At 65.3% G+C, this 15890-nt stretch carries 15 protein-coding genes; 10 read left to right on the forward strand and 5 right to left on the reverse strand.

What is annotated here, in order from left to right; all coding sequences use genetic code 11:
• Nucleotides 1-69: 69 nt before the first annotated feature.
• Nucleotides 70-1524 carry a tRNA uracil 4-sulfurtransferase ThiI gene (gene thiI, locus OEJ36_RS07410; RefSeq protein WP_263400948.1) on the reverse strand — a complete coding sequence of 485 codons (1455 nt, stop codon included), beginning with the start codon at nucleotides 1522-1524 and terminating at the stop codon, nucleotides 70-72.
• Nucleotides 1525-1856: 332 nt separating this feature from the next.
• On the opposite strand from thiI, the gene glnA reads away from it, so the two are divergent.
• The 5 genes from glnA (at nucleotide 1857) to ntrC (ending at nucleotide 7380) form a co-directional block, all read left to right on the forward strand.
• Nucleotides 1857-3263: a glutamate--ammonia ligase gene (gene glnA / locus OEJ36_RS07415; protein WP_263400949.1), complete on the forward strand. Its 1407-nt coding sequence runs from the start codon at nucleotides 1857-1859 to the stop codon at nucleotides 3261-3263.
• Between the two features lie 216 nt (nucleotides 3264-3479).
• Complete coding sequence (locus tag OEJ36_RS07420; RefSeq protein ID WP_263400950.1) at nucleotides 3480-4049, forward strand: DUF4124 domain-containing protein; 570 nt, start codon at nucleotides 3480-3482, stop codon at nucleotides 4047-4049.
• A 3-nt stretch (nucleotides 4050-4052) separates the two neighbouring features.
• Nucleotides 4053-4673 (forward strand): DUF4124 domain-containing protein, encoded by a 621-nt coding sequence (locus OEJ36_RS07425; RefSeq protein ID WP_263400951.1) that lies wholly within the window; start codon nucleotides 4053-4055, stop codon nucleotides 4671-4673.
• 188 nt (nucleotides 4674-4861) lie between these two features.
• Nucleotides 4862-5947 carry a nitrogen regulation protein NR(II) gene (gene glnL / locus OEJ36_RS07430; protein WP_263400952.1) on the forward strand — a complete coding sequence of 362 codons (1086 nt, stop codon included), beginning with the start codon at nucleotides 4862-4864 and terminating at the stop codon, nucleotides 5945-5947.
• On the forward strand, nucleotides 5944-7380 hold the full coding sequence (gene ntrC / locus OEJ36_RS07435) for a nitrogen regulation protein NR(I) (RefSeq protein WP_263400953.1): 1437 nt from the start codon (nucleotides 5944-5946) through the stop codon (nucleotides 7378-7380). Before glnL ends, ntrC begins: the two co-directional genes overlap by 4 nt.
• 847 nt (nucleotides 7381-8227) lie before the next feature.
• Here the strand turns inward: ntrC and OEJ36_RS07440 are convergent.
• A complete protein-coding gene (locus OEJ36_RS07440) occupies nucleotides 8228-8668 on the reverse strand; it encodes a hypothetical protein (protein WP_263400954.1) in 441 nt (146 codons plus the stop codon).
• On the opposite strand from OEJ36_RS07440, the gene OEJ36_RS07445 reads away from it, so the two are divergent.
• Nucleotides 8667-9128 (forward strand): tRNA (cytidine(34)-2'-O)-methyltransferase, encoded by a 462-nt coding sequence (locus OEJ36_RS07445; RefSeq protein ID WP_263400955.1) that lies wholly within the window; start codon nucleotides 8667-8669, stop codon nucleotides 9126-9128. The two genes, OEJ36_RS07440 and OEJ36_RS07445, sit on opposite strands and share 2 nt — an antisense overlap.
• A 60-nt stretch (nucleotides 9129-9188) precedes the next feature.
• Here the strand turns inward: OEJ36_RS07445 and secB are convergent, their stop codons facing one another.
• Genes secB through OEJ36_RS07460 form a run of 3 tightly spaced genes read right to left on the reverse strand, consistent with a single transcriptional unit; the run spans nucleotide 9189 to nucleotide 10380 of the window.
• On the reverse strand, nucleotides 9189-9674 hold the full coding sequence (secB, locus tag OEJ36_RS07450) for a protein-export chaperone SecB (protein ID WP_021218677.1): 486 nt from the start codon (nucleotides 9672-9674) through the stop codon (nucleotides 9189-9191).
• Nucleotides 9675-9709: 35 nt separating this feature from the next.
• Nucleotides 9710-9964, reverse strand: a complete 255-nt coding sequence (gene grxC, locus OEJ36_RS07455) for a glutaredoxin 3 (protein WP_263400956.1) — start codon at nucleotides 9962-9964, stop codon at nucleotides 9710-9712.
• Nucleotides 9965-9966: 2 nt separating this feature from the next.
• Nucleotides 9967-10380: a rhodanese-like domain-containing protein gene (locus OEJ36_RS07460; RefSeq protein WP_021218675.1), complete on the reverse strand. Its 414-nt coding sequence runs from the start codon at nucleotides 10378-10380 to the stop codon at nucleotides 9967-9969.
• A gap of 144 nt (nucleotides 10381-10524) precedes the next feature.
• On the opposite strand from OEJ36_RS07460, the gene gpmI reads away from it, so the two are divergent.
• The 4 genes from gpmI (at nucleotide 10525) to OEJ36_RS07480 (ending at nucleotide 15799) form a co-directional block, all read left to right on the forward strand.
• Nucleotides 10525-12060 (forward strand): 2,3-bisphosphoglycerate-independent phosphoglycerate mutase, encoded by a 1536-nt coding sequence (gpmI, locus tag OEJ36_RS07465; protein ID WP_263400957.1) that lies wholly within the window; start codon nucleotides 10525-10527, stop codon nucleotides 12058-12060.
• 128 nt (nucleotides 12061-12188) lie between these two features.
• The gene (locus OEJ36_RS07470; RefSeq protein ID WP_263400958.1) at nucleotides 12189-13448 is read left to right on the forward strand and encodes a murein hydrolase activator EnvC family protein; all 1260 of its coding nucleotides are present in this window, start codon (nucleotides 12189-12191) and stop codon (nucleotides 13446-13448) included.
• A 31-nt stretch (nucleotides 13449-13479) separates the two neighbouring features.
• The gene (locus OEJ36_RS07475; RefSeq protein ID WP_263400959.1) at nucleotides 13480-14808 is read left to right on the forward strand and encodes a S41 family peptidase; all 1329 of its coding nucleotides are present in this window, start codon (nucleotides 13480-13482) and stop codon (nucleotides 14806-14808) included.
• A 310-nt stretch (nucleotides 14809-15118) separates the two neighbouring features.
• Nucleotides 15119-15799 (forward strand): divergent polysaccharide deacetylase family protein, encoded by a 681-nt coding sequence (locus OEJ36_RS07480; protein WP_263401058.1) that lies wholly within the window; start codon nucleotides 15119-15121, stop codon nucleotides 15797-15799.
• The last annotated feature ends 91 nt before the right edge of the window (nucleotides 15800-15890 follow it).

Below are 15890 nucleotides of genomic sequence, written 5' to 3' on the forward strand. Positions count from 1 at the left end.
CGTTCGATTCAGCCCGCCCGCTGGTCGGGGGGGCGGTGGCGGATGCTGCCGCCGTACAGCCCGGGCTGTTTAGGCCGGGCGATAAACGCGCACATTGGCATGCCCCTCACTGAGCAGATGGTGAGCATGCAGGCGGCTCATGACGCCTTTATCGCAATAGAGGAGGTACTGGCGATTTTCATCCAGTTCCTTGAAGCGGCTGTTGATCGCGTAGAACGGCATGGCCTGGACTTCGATGCCCGCCAGCTCCAGCGGTTCATCTTCCTGGGCGTCGGGGTGGCGGATGTCGATGACGATCTGCCCCGGCAGGGCCTCGCTCACCTCTTCCACCTTCAGGTCCTGGCCCAGCTCGTCGATCACCCGGTCGATGGGGATCAGGCGCGCGCGCTCGATGGCGCGCTCCAGCACGGCCATGTCGAACTGCGTCTCTTCGTACTCGATGCGGCTCTTCTTGGCGCGGGTGGTCGGGTTCACCGAGATCACGCCGCAGTATTCGGGCATGTGCTTGGCGAACTCGGCGGTGCCGATCTGGTTGGCGGTGTCGATGATGTCCTGCTTGTGGCTGGCGATCAGCGGGCGCAGCACCAGCATGTCGGTGACCGAGTCGATCACCGAGAGGTTCGGCAGAGTCTGGCTGGACACCTGGGAGATGGCCTCACCGGTGACCAGCGCCTCGATGCGCAGCTGCTCGGCCATGCGCGTGGAGACCCGCAGCATCATGCGCTTGAGGATCACGCCCATCTGGCTGTTGTCGACCTTACCGAGGATCTCGGCCACCACTTCCTCGAAGGGCACGCTGATGAACAGCACGCGCTGGGAACGGCCGAACTTCTCCCACAGGTAGTGAGCCACTTCCATCACGCCCAGCTCGTGGGCACGGCCGCCAAGGTTGAAGAAACAGAAGTGCGCCATCAGGCCGCGACGCATCATCTGGTAGGCGGCGACGGTGGAGTCGAAACCGCCGGACATCAGCACCAGGGTCTGCTCCAGCGAGCCCAGCGGGTAACCGCCCAGGCCGTCGTGCTGGTGGTGGATGACGAACAGGCGCTGGTCGCGCACCTCGATGCGCACTTCCACTTCCGGGTTCTTCAGCGAGATACCGGCGGCGTTGCACTCACGGCGCAGGCGGCTGCCGACATGGCTCTCCAGCTCCATCGAGGTGAACGAGTGCTTGCCGGCACGCTTGCAGCGCACGGAGAAGATCTTGCCGGGAATCTGGTCGGCGTAATGCAGCTTGCACTTTTCCAGCACGTCGTCGAAGTCGCCGAGCGGGTACTCGTTGACCTCCAGGAAGTGGGTGATGCCGGGCGTGCAGGTGAGGCGCTCGACCATCTCCGCAAGGAGCTTGGGATCGGTCTGCGTCGTGACCAGTTCCAGGTTGTCCCAGATGCCGCTCACCTCGACTTCCGGGTCGAGATCACGCAAGACCACGCGAATGTTCTTCGCGAGCTGGCGGATGAAATGCTTGCGCACCGGCCGGCTCTTGATGGTGATTTCGGGGAAGACCTTGATGATGAGTTTCATGAAAACAGCACTGGCTGGGACGCTGAAAAAAGAGGGGCGCGGATTATAGCGGAAATTGTTCAAGCTTTGACCAAAATCAATCACACCTCTTCGCGACGCACCAAACGGGTGCAATCTCGACGCACGGAGCACGGAATTGGTGCGCAAAACTGTACACAATCAATCGGCAGCCCCCGGCCCGCGTGAGTTCTAGGGCCTTTGCCCATTCCAGGGCACTGGCACGCAATTTGCTCCCTTGTGAGGCAGGTTGCCCTGGCGGACTATGCCGCCCCGGCTTCACCTTTTTATTGGGGGCTTGCACGACAGCCACCCCCGACCACCTGGAGGACACCATGTCGAAGTCGCTTCAACTGATTAAAGACCATGACGTGAAGTGGGTTGATCTGCGCTTCACCGATACCAAAGGCAAGCAGCACCACGTGACCATGCCGGCACGCGACGCGCTGGACGACGAGTTCTTCGAAGTCGGCAAGATGTTCGACGGCTCGTCCATCCACGGCTGGAAAGGCATCGAAGCCTCCGACATGATCCTGCTGCCGGTCGACAGCACCGCCGTGCTGGACCCCTTCACCGAAGAGCCGACCCTGATCCTGGTCTGCGACATCATCGAGCCGAGCACCATGCAAGGCTACGATCGCGACCCGCGCTCCATCGCCAAGCGCGCCGAGGAATACCTGAAGACCACCGGTATCGGTGACACCGTCTTCGTCGGCCCGGAACCCGAGTTCTTCATCTTCGACGAAGTGAAGTTCAAGTCCGACATCTCCGGCTCCATGTTCAAGATCATCTCCGAGCAAGGCTCGTGGATGACCGACCAGGACGTCGAAGGCGGCAACAAGGGCCACCGCCCGGCCGTCAAAGGCGGTTACTTCCCGGTTCCGCCGTGCGACCACGACCACGAAATCCGTACTGCCATGTGTAACGCCATGGAAGAAATGGGCCTGGTCATCGAAGTTCACCACCACGAAGTGGCGACTGCCGGTCAGAACGAAATCGGCGTGAAGTTCAACACCCTGGTCGCCAAGGCTGACGAAGTTCAGACCCTGAAGTACTGCGTGCACAACGTCGCCGATGCCTACGGCAAGACCGCGACCTTCATGCCGAAGCCCCTGTACGGCGACAACGGCTCGGGCATGCACGTGCACCTGTCGATCGGCAAAGACGGCAAGAACACTTTCGCAGGTGAAGGCTATGCCGGCCTGTCCGATACCGCCCTGTACTTCATCGGCGGCATCATCAAGCACGGTAAGGCCCTGAACGGCTTCACCAACCCGGCCACCAACTCCTACAAGCGTCTGGTTCCCGGCTTCGAAGCCCCGGTAATGCTGGCCTACTCCGCCCGCAACCGTTCCGCCTCGATCCGTATCCCGTACGTGTCCAGCCCGAAAGCCCGCCGCATCGAAGCGCGCTTCCCGGACCCGGCTGCCAACCCCTACCTGGCCTTCGCAGCTCTGCTGATGGCCGGTCTGGACGGTATCCAGAACAAGATCCACCCCGGCGATGCCGCCGACAAGAACCTGTACGACCTGCCGCCGGAAGAGGCGAAAGAGATCCCGCAGGTTTGCGGCAGCCTCAAAGAGGCGCTGGAAGAGCTGGACAAGGGCCGTGCGTTCCTGACCAAGGGCGGCGTGTTCACCGACGACTTCATCGATGCCTACATCGAGCTGAAGAGCGAAGAAGAAATCAAGGTGCGCACCTTCGTGCACCCGCTGGAATACGACCTGTACTACAGCGTCTGATCCAGCTAGCTGCCTGCATAGGCAACGTGCCGCGCAAGCGGCACGAACTGAGAGGCCTCCTTCGGGAGGCCTCTTTTTTTGTGGCATGAATTGCGTGCAACGACGCCCTTGAACCGAGCGATTTTCCGGCTGCGCCGCACAGCCGCATCAGGCCGAACTTGCCAGCTTGGCGCGCGGGTGCAAGGCTTAGCGGCATCATCCAGAGGAGACCGGCCCATGCGCCTCCTGCTCGCCTGCCTGCTGTTGTCGCTGACGCTCCCCGCCACGGCACAGATCTACAAGTACACCGACGCCAACGGCAATACCGTCTTCACCAACCAGCCGCCGGACGGCACCAGGACCGAAGAGGTCAGCCTGCCCACCACCAATACCGTGGAAGCGCAGAAGCCCTCGGCGCCGGCCACCGCTCCGAAAGACCAGGCGGCGGAAGCGGCGTACAAGGAAATCCGCCTGACCGACGTGCCCACCGACGAAGCCCTGCGCGCCAACAACGGCACCTTCTCCGTCGGCGTGCACCTGGTCCCGCGCCTGCGCCAGGGCCATCAGCTGCAGCTGCTGCTGGACGGCAAGCCCGAGGGCCAGAAGGTCAACGTGCCACGCCTGCAGGTGGTCAACGCCGACCGTGGCGAGCACAGCCTCTCGGTCCAGGTGCTCGCCGGTAACCAGGTCGTGCAACAGAGCGAGACCGTCACCTTCACCGTGCAGCGGGTCAACACCAGCAGCCCCGCACTGCGCCCGCCACCTCCGAAACCCACCCCGAAACCCACTCCGAAGCCAGCCAACTGACCCATGCGCACCATCCTGCTCTGCCTGTTGTTCGCCTGCCTGCCGGCGATGGCTCAGGTCTATACCTACATCGACGAGGAAGGTAACCGCGTCTTCACTGATCGGCCCAAACCGGGCAATGCCGAGCGCATCGAACTGGCGCCTTCCAACGGCATGACCGCCCAGCCTGCGGCACCGGCCGTACTGCCGCCGGCCGCCATCCCGCGCGCCATGGGCTACCAGGTACTGCGCATCCTGGTGCCCGAGCCAGACGCCACGGTGCGTGACATGGAGGGCAACCTCATCGTCACCGCCATGAGCGAACCGGGCCTGCGCGATGGCCACAGCTACCGCCTGGTGCTGGACGGCAAGACCCAGGGCGAGCCCGGCCGCAGCCCGGTATTCCCCATCACCAACCTGGATCGCGGCACGCACCAACTGGCGGTGGAGATAGTCGACGGCAAGGGCCGCGTAGTAGAACGCACGCCGAACCAGCCGGTGCACATCCTGCGTACGACCCTGGCGCAGAAGCGCCAGGCCCGTCCCTGCCAGAAGAAGGACTACGGCGTGCGCCCCGAATGCCCGCTCAAGGACAAGCCCAAGGAGCCGGACAAAGGCATCATCGGCATCCTTCCGTTCTTCTGATCCAATGACGCACCGCAATGGTGCGTCACGCTGCACCGATTTCTATACTCTCCCCATTTTGGTTCGCCCGCGCACCGCCGCGCTGCGCTGAAAAGCAGCCGCAAGCGGCTGGCTGCCTGTTTCAGCGCGTCTTTTAAGGGCTTGGTTTGCTTCTTGCATTTCTTGCCCATCGCCGAGATGCCCGACCTATGACCATCAACGACGCCCTGCACCGACTGCTGCTCGACAACCTGACCACCGCGGTGATCCTGCTCAATGCCGACCTGCGGCTGGAGTACATGAACCCGGCGGCGGAAATGCTCCTGGCCGTCAGCGGTCAGCGCAGCCATGGCCAGTTCATCAGCGAGCTGTTCACCGAATCCCCCGAGGCGCTGACCTCGCTGCGCCAGGCAGTGGAAGAGGCGCACCCCTTCACCAAGCGCGAGGCCATGCTCACCTCCCTCGCCGGGCAGACCCTGACGGTGGACTACGCGGTGACGCCCATCCTCAACAAGGGCGCCACCCTGCTGCTGCTGGAAGTGCACCCGCGCGACCGGCTGCTGCGCATCACCAAGGAAGAGGCGCAACTGTCCAAGCAGGAAACCACCAAGCTGCTGGTGCGCGGCCTCGCCCACGAGATCAAGAACCCCCTGGGTGGCATTCGCGGTGCCGCCCAACTGCTGTCCCGGGAATTGCCGGAAGAGCACCTGAAGGACTACACCAACGTCATCATCGAAGAGGCGGACCGCCTGCGGAACCTGGTGGACCGCATGCTCGGCTCCAACAAGCTGCCGTCCCTGGCGATGACCAACGTCCACGAAGTGCTGGAGCGCGTCTGCAGCCTGGTGGAAGCCGAGAGCCAGGGCGGCATCACTCTGGTGCGTGACTATGACCCGAGCATCCCGGATGTGCTCATCGACCGCGAGCAGATGATCCAGGCCGTGCTCAATATCGTGCGCAACGCCATGCAGGCCATCTCCGCCAACAACGACCTGCGCCTCGGGCGCATCACCCTGCGTTCGCGCACCCTGCGCCAGTTCACCATCGGCCACACCCGGCATCGCCTGGTGACCAAGGTCGAGATCATCGACAACGGCCCGGGCATTCCGCCCGAACTGCAGGAAACCATCTTCTATCCAATGGTCAGCGGGCGCCCCGACGGTACCGGGCTCGGGCTGGCCATCGCCCAGAACATCATCAGCCAGCACCAGGGCCTGATCGAGTGTGAGAGCCACCCCGGCCACACCGTCTTCTCGATCTTCCTGCCGCTGGAACAAGGAGCCGCATCCTCATGACTCGTAGTGAAACCGTCTGGATCGTCGATGACGACCGCTCCATCCGCTGGGTCCTGGAAAAAGCTCTGCAACAGGAAGGCATGACCACCCAGAGCTTCGAAAGCGCCGACAGCGTGCTCACCCGCCTGGGTCGCCAGCAGCCCGACGTGATCATCTCCGACATCCGCATGCCCGGCTCCAGCGGCCTGGACCTGCTGGCACGCATCCGCGAGCTGCACCCGCGCCTGCCGGTGATCATCATGACCGCCCATTCCGACCTGGATAGCGCGGTGGCCTCCTACCAGGGCGGTGCCTTCGAGTACCTGCCCAAGCCCTTCGACGTCGACGAGGCGGTGTCCCTGGTCAAGCGCGCCAACCAGCACGCCCAGGAGCAGCAGAGCCTGGAGGCCCCGGTCAGCCAGCCGCCCACCCCCGAGATCATCGGCGAGGCGCCGGCGATGCAGGAGGTGTTCCGCGCCATTGGCCGCCTCAGCCACTCCAATATCACCGTGCTGATCAACGGCGAATCCGGCACCGGCAAGGAGCTGGTGGCCCATGCGCTGCATCGCCACAGCCCCCGCGCCAGCTCGCCCTTCATCGCCCTGAACATGGCGGCGATCCCCAAGGACCTGATGGAATCCGAGCTGTTCGGCCACGAGAAAGGCGCCTTCACCGGCGCGGCCAACCAGCGTCGCGGCCGCTTCGAGCAGGCCGATGGCGGCACCCTGTTCCTCGACGAGATCGGCGACATGCCCGCCGACACCCAGACCCGCCTGCTGCGCGTGCTGGCTGACGGCGAGTTCTACCGCGTGGGCGGCCACACCCCGGTGAAGGTCGACGTGCGCATCATCGCCGCCACCCACCAGAACCTGGAAAACCTGGTACAGGCCGGCAAGTTCCGCGAGGACCTGTTCCACCGTCTCAACGTCATTCGCATTCATATCCCGCGCATGTCGGACCGCCGCGAAGACATCCCCGCGCTGGCCCGCCACTTCCTCGCCCGCGCGGCCCAGGAGCTGGCCGTCGAGCCCAAGCTGCTGAAGAACGAGACCGAGGATTACCTGAAGAACCTGCCCTGGCCGGGCAACGTGCGCCAGCTGGAGAACACCTGCCGCTGGATCACCGTCATGGCCTCGGGCCGTGAAGTCCACGTGGACGACCTGCCGCCGGAGCTGCTGACCCAGCCCCAGGACGCCGCCCCGGTCACCAACTGGGAGCAGGCCCTGCGCCAGTGGGCCGACCAGGCCCTGGCCCGTGGCCAGTCCAGCCTGCTGGACAGCGCAGTGCCCTCCTTCGAGCGGATCATGATCGAGACCGCCCTCAAGCACACCGCCGGCCGCCGTCGCGATGCCGCCGTGCTGCTGGGCTGGGGTCGCAACACCCTGACCCGCAAGATCAAGGAGCTGGGCATGAAGGTGGACGGCGGCGACGAGGACGACGGCGACGACGCCTGATTCTCCCCGCCCCACCCCTTCCCTCTTCCATACGCGGGCCTGCTGGCCCGCGTGACGCATCCGGCGGCACCCCGCCCTCCGCGTTGTAGGAGCGAGTCCGTTCGCGACGGATCGCAGGTCAATCCCAAAGCCCCTCGGAAAGGCCCACCGCGAATGGATTCGCTCCTGCTCCCTCCCTTCCTTCCCCCGCCCTGAACTCCCCGTAGAGCAGCCATCCAGAGGCCTGCGCGCCCTGCACCAGGGCGGGCTGCAGTCGCTAAAAACGATCCCCGCTGGTGCCGCGCACCGCTTCGGCGCATCAAAAACGTGCTCAGAAAATGGCCAGGAATCCGCGAGAAACGGTCTGCAGGCGGACATGTCGAGCAACAACGGAAAAGCGCACGAAACGCTGCAGGCCAGGAATTACGGGAGTTTCAGAGCTGAAGATCGATACGAAGCGAGCCTGAACAGGCATCACGAATAAAAACTGGCACACCCCCTGCATTGGTAGAGACAACCAGTTTCGGGGACCTTGGTACAGGCAGGCCGGGGATCCCTCTTTTATGCAACCCCCTTCGCTGCCAGCATCACCGCGTCGAGCCAGGCTCCGCGAGCGGGCCGCGAAGGGGAACGGTTTTGGGGGCCTTGGTACAGGCAGGCCGGGGAACCCCCTTTCTTACACCGCCGCGCTGTAACGACAGCCAGAGGCCCGGACAGCGAAGCGACAACCCTTTTGGGGACCCAGGTACAGGCAGGCCGGGGATTCCCCTTTCTTCTCCCGCCACGGGCGCTGCGACAACGGCGCCGGGCACGATGCGACGACCCGTTTCGGGGACCTTGGTACAGGCAGGCCGGGGAATCCCCTTTCTTATCCCTCCCGCAGGCTGATCTGCAGCCGCCACTTGCCATCCACCTCGGCACCGCTCCATTCCCCATGCAGGGGGCGGGTGGCCACGAAGTGCAGCAACAGCCCGTTCCGACTCATCTGCAATCGCCAGCTCAACGCCTTGTCCCCCAGCAGCAGGTGGCCTTGCTGCGGCTCGGCGCTGGCATCGAAGAGAAAGGCCAGTGCACCGTCCATATGTTCCGCGTGCTGGCGGGGTTCGTCGTTGAACCACAGCGCCAGGCCGCCCGGCACCTCCTCCACCCGTTCCAGGTGGATCGGCCCTGGTGCGGTCAGGCGGCCGATCATCATGCCCACCAGCAGTCCGAAAATCGCCAATGAGCCCAAAAAGCGCGGCCACATGCGCCGCCTCGGGTCCTCATCGGGAGTAGAATGCCGCCGGTTTTGGCGCTGGGGGCCACGCATGTTTCACGTCATCCTTTTTCAACCGGAAATTCCGCCGAACACCGGCAACATTATCAGGCTGTGCGCCAACTCGGGCTGCCACCTGCACCTGATCGAGCCCCTGGGTTTCGAGCTCGACGACAAGCGCCTGCGCCGCGCCGGGCTGGACTACCACGAGTACGCCACCCTACAGCGCCACACCGACCTGGAAAGCTGCCTGGCGAGCCTGGGGCACCCCCGCGTGTTCGCCTTCACCACCAAGGGCACGCAGCTGTTCCATGAGGTCGCCTTCGAGAAGGGCGACGCCTTCCTCTTCGGCCCTGAAAGCCGCGGCCTACCGGAGGAGGTGCGCAACGCCCTGCCGCCCGAGCAGCGCCTGCTCCTGCCCATGCGCCCCGGCTGCCGCAGCCTGAACCTGTCCAATACGGTGGCGGTGGCGGTCTACGAGGCCTGGCGCCAGCACGGTTTCAGCCTGGACTGAGGGCCATCGCCCGCCCACAAAAAAGCGCCCCGAGAGGCGCTTTTTTTCATCCAACGCGGATCAGGCGTTGGCCGGGGCTTCGCCGGCGGCCTGCAGGCGCGCCATTTCCTGCGCGTACAGGGCGTCGAAGTTCACCGGAGCCAGCATCAGCGCCGGGAAGGAGCCACGTACGACGAGGCTGTCCAGGGTTTCGCGGGCGTAGGGGAACAGGATGTTCGGGCAGAAGGCACCCAGGGTGTGGCTCATGGAAGCCGCATCCAGGCCCTTGATCAGGAAGATGCCGGCCTGCTGCACTTCAGCGATGAAGGCAGTCTCTTCGCCGTTCTTCACGGTCACGGAGAGGGTCAGCACCACTTCGTGGAAATCACCGTCCAGCGACTTCTGGCGGGTGTTCAGGTCCAGCGCCACGCTCGGGGTCCACTCCTGACGGAAGATCTCGGGGCTCTTGGGGGCCTCGAAGGACAGGTCACGCACATAGATACGCTGCAGCGAGAATTGCGGGTTCTGGGCTTCCTGGGAAGCGCCGTTGCTTGCTTGTTCAGTCATGGCAGAGCCTTCTTGTTCGTACGTTTCTCGTGGGGTCACGCCTTGAGCAGAGCATCCAGCTTGCCCGCCCGCTCAAGGGCATAAAGGTCGTCACAGCCGCCCACATGGGTCGAACCGATCCATATCTGCGGCACCGAGGTGCGGCCCGCCCTGCGGGTCATCTCGGCGCGGACGTCGGGCTTGCCATCGACACGGATCTCTTCGTACTGGACGCCCTTGTTGCCGAGCAATTGCTTGGCCCGGATACAGTAAGGGCACCAATCGCTGGAATAGATGACGACAGCAGCCATATTCACTTCACCAACGGCAGGTTTTCGCCGCGCCAGCTGCCGATGCCGCCAGACAGCTTGAGGGCGGTGAAACCGGCTTTTTGCAGGTCACGGCAGACAGTGCCAGCGTGCTGGCCCATGGTGTCGACCACTATGATGGTCTTGTCCTTATGCTTATCCAGCTCCGCAAGGCGAGCAGCCAGCTTTTCGTAGGGGATGTTCAGCGAGTCGACGATACGACCGGCGGCGAAATCCTTGTTGCTGCGCACGTCGAGGACGATGCCCTGGCCACCGTTGACCAGCGCGGTGAGCTCGCGGGTGCTGATGCTGCGGCCACCACGACGCAGTTCGTGGGCGATCAGCAGCACCAGCAGGACGACGAAGGATGCGCTCAGCACATAGTGGTTAGTGGCAAATTCAATCAGGTGGGCGAACATCGACGGGTCCCGGGACGGTAAAATGCCGGCCAGTATACACAGCACCACAGGTCCACCAAACCCCGCACGGCGGTGACGTACAAGGAACTTGTACGTAAAATGCCGCTCCCTTTTTGATCTTCTTGTGCCATGCGAGTCGGACTTATGACAGCCACGCCCAAACCCCTGGTTCTGATCATCCTGGACGGCTTCGGTCACAGCGACAGTCCCGAATACAACGCCATCTACGCCGCCACCAAACCGGTGTACGACCGCCTGCTGGCCACCCAGCCCCACGGCTTGATCTCCGGCAGCGGCATGGACGTGGGCCTGCCCGACGGGCAGATGGGCAACTCCGAGGTCGGCCACATGAACCTCGGCGCCGGCCGCGTGGTGTACCAGGACTTCACCCGCGTCACCAAGGCCATCCGCGATGGCGAGTTCTTCACCAACCCGGTGATCGCCGCAGCCGTGGACAAGGCCGTAGCCGCCGGCAAGGCCGTGCACTTCATGGGCCTGCTCTCCGACGGCGGCGTGCACAGCCACCAGGACCACCTGGTCGCCATGGCCGAACTGGCCGCCCAGCGCGGTGCCGAGAAGATCTACCTGCACGCCTTCCTCGACGGCCGCGACACCCCGCCGAAGAGCGCCGAGCCGTCCATCAAGCTGCTCGACGACGCCTTCGCCCGCCTCGGCAAGGGCCGCATCGCCAGCCTGATCGGCCGCTACTTCGCCATGGACCGCGACAACCGCTGGGACCGCGTCGAAGCCGCCTACAACCTCATCACCGAAGGCCGTGCCGAGTTCACCGCCGCCAGCGCCGCCGAAGGCCTGGCCGCCGCCTACGAGCGTGGTGAGAGCGACGAGTTCGTCAAGGCCACCCGCATCGGCGACGCCGCCCCTGTGGAAGATGGCGACGCGGTGATCTTCATGAACTTCCGCGCCGACCGCGCCCGCGAGCTGTCCCGCGCCTTCGTCGAGCCCGGCTTCAAGGAATTCCCGCGCCAGCGCGAGATCGCCCTCGCCGGCTACGTGATGCTCACCCAGTACGCCGCCAGCATCCCCGCGCCCAGCGCCTACAAGCCCGAATCGCTGAACAACGTGCTGGGCGAATACCTGGCCGCCAACGGCAAGACCCAGCTGCGCATCGCCGAGACCGAGAAGTACGCCCACGTGACCTTCTTCTTCTCCGGCGGCCGCGAAGAGCCCTTCGAAGGCGAAGAACGCATCCTCATCCCGTCGCCCAAGGTCGCCACCTACGACCTGCAACCGGAAATGAGCGCCCCCGAGGTCACCGACCGCATCGTCGACGCCATCGAGAACCTGCGCTACGACGTGATCATCGTGAACTACGCCAACGGCGACATGGTCGGCCACACCGGCGTGTTCGAGGCCGCGGTCAAGGCCGTCGAGTGCCTGGACAGCTGCCTCGGCCGCATCACCACGGCCCTCGATAAGGTCGGCGGTGAAGCGCTGATCACCGCCGACCACGGCAACGTCGAGCAGATGGAAGACGAAATGACCGGCCAGGCGCACACCGCGCACACCTGTGAGCCGGTGCCCTTCATCTATTACGGCAAGCGCCAGGTGAGCCTGCGCGAAGGCGGCGTGCTCGCCGACGTGGCGCCGACCCTGCTGACCCTGATGGGCCTGCCGGTGCCGGCCGAGATGACCGGCAAGACCATCGTCGAGCTGAAATGAGCCGCGCGCCGACCACCGGCGCAGCGGTTTCGTGTCGAACGCCCCAAAGCTCAGGCTTCGGGGCGTTTTTTTTGCCGAGCGCGACGGGCATACTAGGCCGGTCCTCCTCCCTGGTGCCGCACCTCCCCATGTTTCGCGTCCTCGCCCTCTTCCTCCTTGCCTGCCTGCTCACCCCGGCCATCGCCGACGAGCGCGCGCAGACCCAGCAGCAGCTGGATCAGGCCGCCAAGGACGTCGCCGAGCTGAAGAAGCTCCTGCAGCAGCTGCAGCAGGAAAAGAGCAGCGTGCAGCAGGATCTGAAGAAGACCGAGTCCGACATGGGCCAGCTGGAAAAACAGGTCAAGGACCTGCAGCAGGAGCTCGACAAGGGCGAAGGCGAGGTCAAGCGCCTGGACCAGGAGAAAAAAAAACTTCAGGGCGCGCGTCTTGAACAGCAACGGCTGATCGGCATCCAGGCCCGCGCGGCCTACCAGAGCGGCCAGCAGGAATACCTCAAGCTGCTGCTCAACCAGCAGCACCCCGAGAAATTCGCCCGCACCCTCACCTACTACGACTACCTCAGCAAGGCGCGCCTGGAACAGCTCGACGCCTTCAACGAGACCCTGCGCCAGCTGGCCAACGTCGAGCGCGACATGGCCACCCAGCAGGCAGCGCTCATCGAGCAGAAAAGCGCCCTGGATGGCCGTCGCGAGCAGCTCGCCGGCCTGCGCAAGGAGCGCCAGCTGGCCTTGGCCAAGCTCAACAAGGACGTAACCGACCGCGACCAGAAGCTCAAGGCACGCCAGCAGGAGCAGGCCGACCTCGGCAAGGTGCTCAAGACCATCGAGGAAACCCTCGCCCGCCAGGCCCGCGAAGCCGAGGAAGCGCACAAGCGCGAGCTGGCCGAACGGCAGCGCCAGGAAGACGAGCTCAAGCGCTCCCCGGCCGCCGCCAAATCCATCTCTGGGCCCCTGGTTTCAAGCACCGGGGGCAACTACGGCGGCCCTTTCGCCAGCGCCCGGGGCAAGCTGCCCTGGCCGGTCGACGGCCGTCTCGTTGCAAGATTTGGAACTCCTCGCGGCGAAGACGCACGAACTAAGTGGGATGGCGTGCTCATCGGCGCCAGCGCAGGCAGCCAGGTGCGTGCCGTACATGGGGGGCGCGTGGTATTCGCCGACTGGTTGCGCGGAGCCGGGTTGCTGGTCATCCTCGACCACGGCAACGGCTTCCTCAGCCTGTACGGACACAACCAGAGCCTGTTGAAAAATGCCGGCGACATCGTCAAGGCGGGGGAATCCATCGCCACCGTCGGCACCAGTGGCGGGCAGGACACGCCCGCGTTGTATTTCGCCATTCGCCAGCAGGGCCGCCCCAGCGACCCCGCGCAATGGTGCCGAGCGCAAGGATAAGCGCCACTTCATCCAGTAGGAGTTGATTCGCATGTCGCATCTGTCCCGCCTTACCTCCCTGGCCATGGCTCTGGCACTGATCGGTGGCGCCTCGTTCGCCAACGCCGCCCAGGAACCAGCGGCAACGGCACCCGCCCAGGCGCCGATGGCGAACGGCAAGGCACCGCTGCCCCTGGACGAGCTGCGCACCTTCGCCGAGGTGCTGGACCGGATCAAATCCGCCTACGTCGAGCCGGTGGACGACAAGACCCTGCTGGAGAACGCCATCAAGGGCATGCTCAGCAACCTCGACCCGCACTCCGCGTACCTGGAGCCCGAGGCCTTCCAGGAGCTGCAGGAAAGCACCAGCGGCGAGTTCGGCGGCCTCGGCATCGAAGTGGGCACCGAAGACGGTTTCATCAAGGTGGTCTCGCCCATCGACGACACCCCCGCTTCCAAGGCCGGCATCCAGCCGGGCGACCTGATCGTCAAGATCGACGGCCAGCCCACCAAGGGCTTGTCGATGATGGAAGCCGTGGACAAGATGCGCGGCAAGGCCGGCAGCCCCATCGTCCTGACCCTGGTACGCGAGGGCGGCCAGCCCTTCGACGTCGAGCTCAAGCGCGCCGTGATCAAGGTCAAGAGCGTGAAGAGCCAGCTGCTGGACAAGAACTACGGCTACATCCGCATTACCCAGTTCCAGGTCAACACCGGCGAGGAAGTGGGCAAGGCGCTGGCCAAGCTGCGCAAGGAAAACAGCGACAAGAAGCTCGCCGGCCTGGTCCTCGACCTGCGCAACAACCCCGGCGGCGTGCTGCAGTCCGCGGTGGAAGTGGCCGACCACTTCCTCACCAAGGGCCTGATCGTCTACACCAAGGGCCGTATCGCCAACTCCGAGCTGCGCTTCTCCGCCGACCCGGCCGACGCCAGCGAAGGCGTACCGCTGGTGGTGCTGATCAACGGCGGCAGCGCCTCGGCGGCCGAGATCGTCGCCGGCGCCCTGCAGGACCACAAGCGTGGCGTGCTGATGGGCACCGACAGCTTCGGCAAGGGCTCGGTGCAAACCGTGCTGCCGCTGAACAACGACCGCGCCCTGAAGCTCACCACCGCGCTGTACTTCACCCCCAACGGCCGCTCCATCCAGGCCCAGGGCATCGTCCCGGACGTGGAAGTGGCCCGCGCCAAGGTCACCCGCGAGCAGGACAGCGAGAACTTCAAGGAAGCCGACCTCGCCGGCCACCTGGGCAACGGCAACGGCGGTGCGGACAAACCCAGTTCCGGCAAGGCCAAGTCCGCACAGGCCCGCCCGCAGGACGACGACTACCAGCTGAGCCAGGCGCTGAACCTGCTCAAGGGCCTGAACGTCACCCGCGGGGATTGAGGTGAGCCGGGGAGCCTGGCTGCTGACGCTGCTGCTTGGCGCGTCGGCAACCCAGGCCCGCGAACCCCTCCCGCCCCTGCCCCGGCTGCCCCTCTTGGCGCCGGAGCAGGCGGCGCCCGCCCAGCCGCAACCCATCCAGCCCGGCCCTATCAGGCTCGGCCCCGAGCAACCGGCCAGCGCCACGCCCAGCGTCACCACTGCCCCGGTGGCAGTCCCGGCACTCCCGCCCGCCAAGGCCGACAAGCCCGCAACGACCGTTTCCCCTGCCCCGGCAACCCCGCTCGATAGCCGCCAGCACCCTCGCCTTAGCCTGGTGATCGACGACCTCGGCCAAACGCCCGAACGCGATCGCCGCGTGCTCGCCCTGCCCGGCCCGGTGGCCCTGTCGATCATCCCCGACGCGCCCCACGCCACCCAGCTGGCCAATACCGCACACGCCGCCGGCAAGACGGTGATGCTGCACCTGCCCATGGACCCGGCCGGCGGCCCCTTCGCCTGGCACCCGGGCATGCCGGTGGACGAGCTGCAGCGCCGCCTGGACGCCGCCTTGCGCGTGGTGCCCCACGCCCAGGGCCTGAACAACCACATGGGCAGCCGCATGACCGCCCAGCCCCAGGCCATGGCCTGGCTGATGCACCGCCTGCAGGGCGACCACCGCTTCTTCGTCGACAGCCGCACCAGTGCCGCCACCGTTGCCGCCGCCGAAGCGCAGAAGATCGGCCTGGCCAGCCTCTCGCGGGACATTTTCCTCGACGACGACATGCACCCCGATGCCGTCGCCGCCCAGTTCGCGGCAGCCCTGAAGCTCGCTCGCAAGCAGGGCTCGGCGGTGATGATCGGCCACCCGCACCCCGTCACCCTGGCGCTGCTCGAACGCGAGCTGCCGCGCCTGAAGGCACAGGGGTTCGAACTGATCGGGGTGCCGCAGATGATCGCCCTACGCAGCAACCGCGCCATGGCCGCCCACGGCAAGGCCGGGGTCTATCGCTGAGCCGGCGTGCGCCAGCGCATGTTCCCCGGCATCGCGCCTGGGCAAGCCGCCGCCGAGTCTTTAGGCTTCAGCGCTTCTCCCGCAAGGATGC

Origin of the sequence: Pseudomonas sp. PDM13, from assembly GCF_025685765.1 — a bacterium.
Taxonomy (GTDB): domain Bacteria; phylum Pseudomonadota; class Gammaproteobacteria; order Pseudomonadales; family Pseudomonadaceae; genus Metapseudomonas; species Metapseudomonas solani.

Bases quoted from the DNA above. Each gene is read 5' to 3' on its own strand.
- thiI (WP_263400948.1), bottom strand. From the start codon at position 1,524: ATGAAACTCATCATCAAGGTCTTCCCCGAAATCACCATCAAGAGCCGG.
- glnA (WP_263400949.1), top strand. From the start codon at position 1,857: ATGTCGAAGTCGCTTCAACTGATTAAAGACCATGACGTGAAGTGGGTT.
- OEJ36_RS07420 (WP_263400950.1), top strand. From the start codon at position 3,480: ATGCGCCTCCTGCTCGCCTGCCTGCTGTTGTCGCTGACGCTCCCCGCC.
- OEJ36_RS07425 (WP_263400951.1), top strand. From the start codon at position 4,053: ATGCGCACCATCCTGCTCTGCCTGTTGTTCGCCTGCCTGCCGGCGATG.
- glnL (WP_263400952.1), top strand. From the start codon at position 4,862: ATGACCATCAACGACGCCCTGCACCGACTGCTGCTCGACAACCTGACC.
- ntrC (WP_263400953.1), top strand. From the start codon at position 5,944: ATGACTCGTAGTGAAACCGTCTGGATCGTCGATGACGACCGCTCCATC.
- OEJ36_RS07445 (WP_263400955.1), top strand. From the start codon at position 8,667: ATGTTTCACGTCATCCTTTTTCAACCGGAAATTCCGCCGAACACCGGC.
- OEJ36_RS07440 (WP_263400954.1), bottom strand. From the start codon at position 8,668: ATGCGTGGCCCCCAGCGCCAAAACCGGCGGCATTCTACTCCCGATGAG.
- secB (WP_021218677.1), bottom strand. From the start codon at position 9,674: ATGACTGAACAAGCAAGCAACGGCGCTTCCCAGGAAGCCCAGAACCCG.
- grxC (WP_263400956.1), bottom strand. From the start codon at position 9,964: ATGGCTGCTGTCGTCATCTATTCCAGCGATTGGTGCCCTTACTGTATC.
- OEJ36_RS07460 (WP_021218675.1), bottom strand. From the start codon at position 10,380: ATGTTCGCCCACCTGATTGAATTTGCCACTAACCACTATGTGCTGAGC.
- gpmI (WP_263400957.1), top strand. From the start codon at position 10,525: ATGACAGCCACGCCCAAACCCCTGGTTCTGATCATCCTGGACGGCTTC.
- OEJ36_RS07470 (WP_263400958.1), top strand. From the start codon at position 12,189: ATGTTTCGCGTCCTCGCCCTCTTCCTCCTTGCCTGCCTGCTCACCCCG.
- OEJ36_RS07475 (WP_263400959.1), top strand. From the start codon at position 13,480: ATGTCGCATCTGTCCCGCCTTACCTCCCTGGCCATGGCTCTGGCACTG.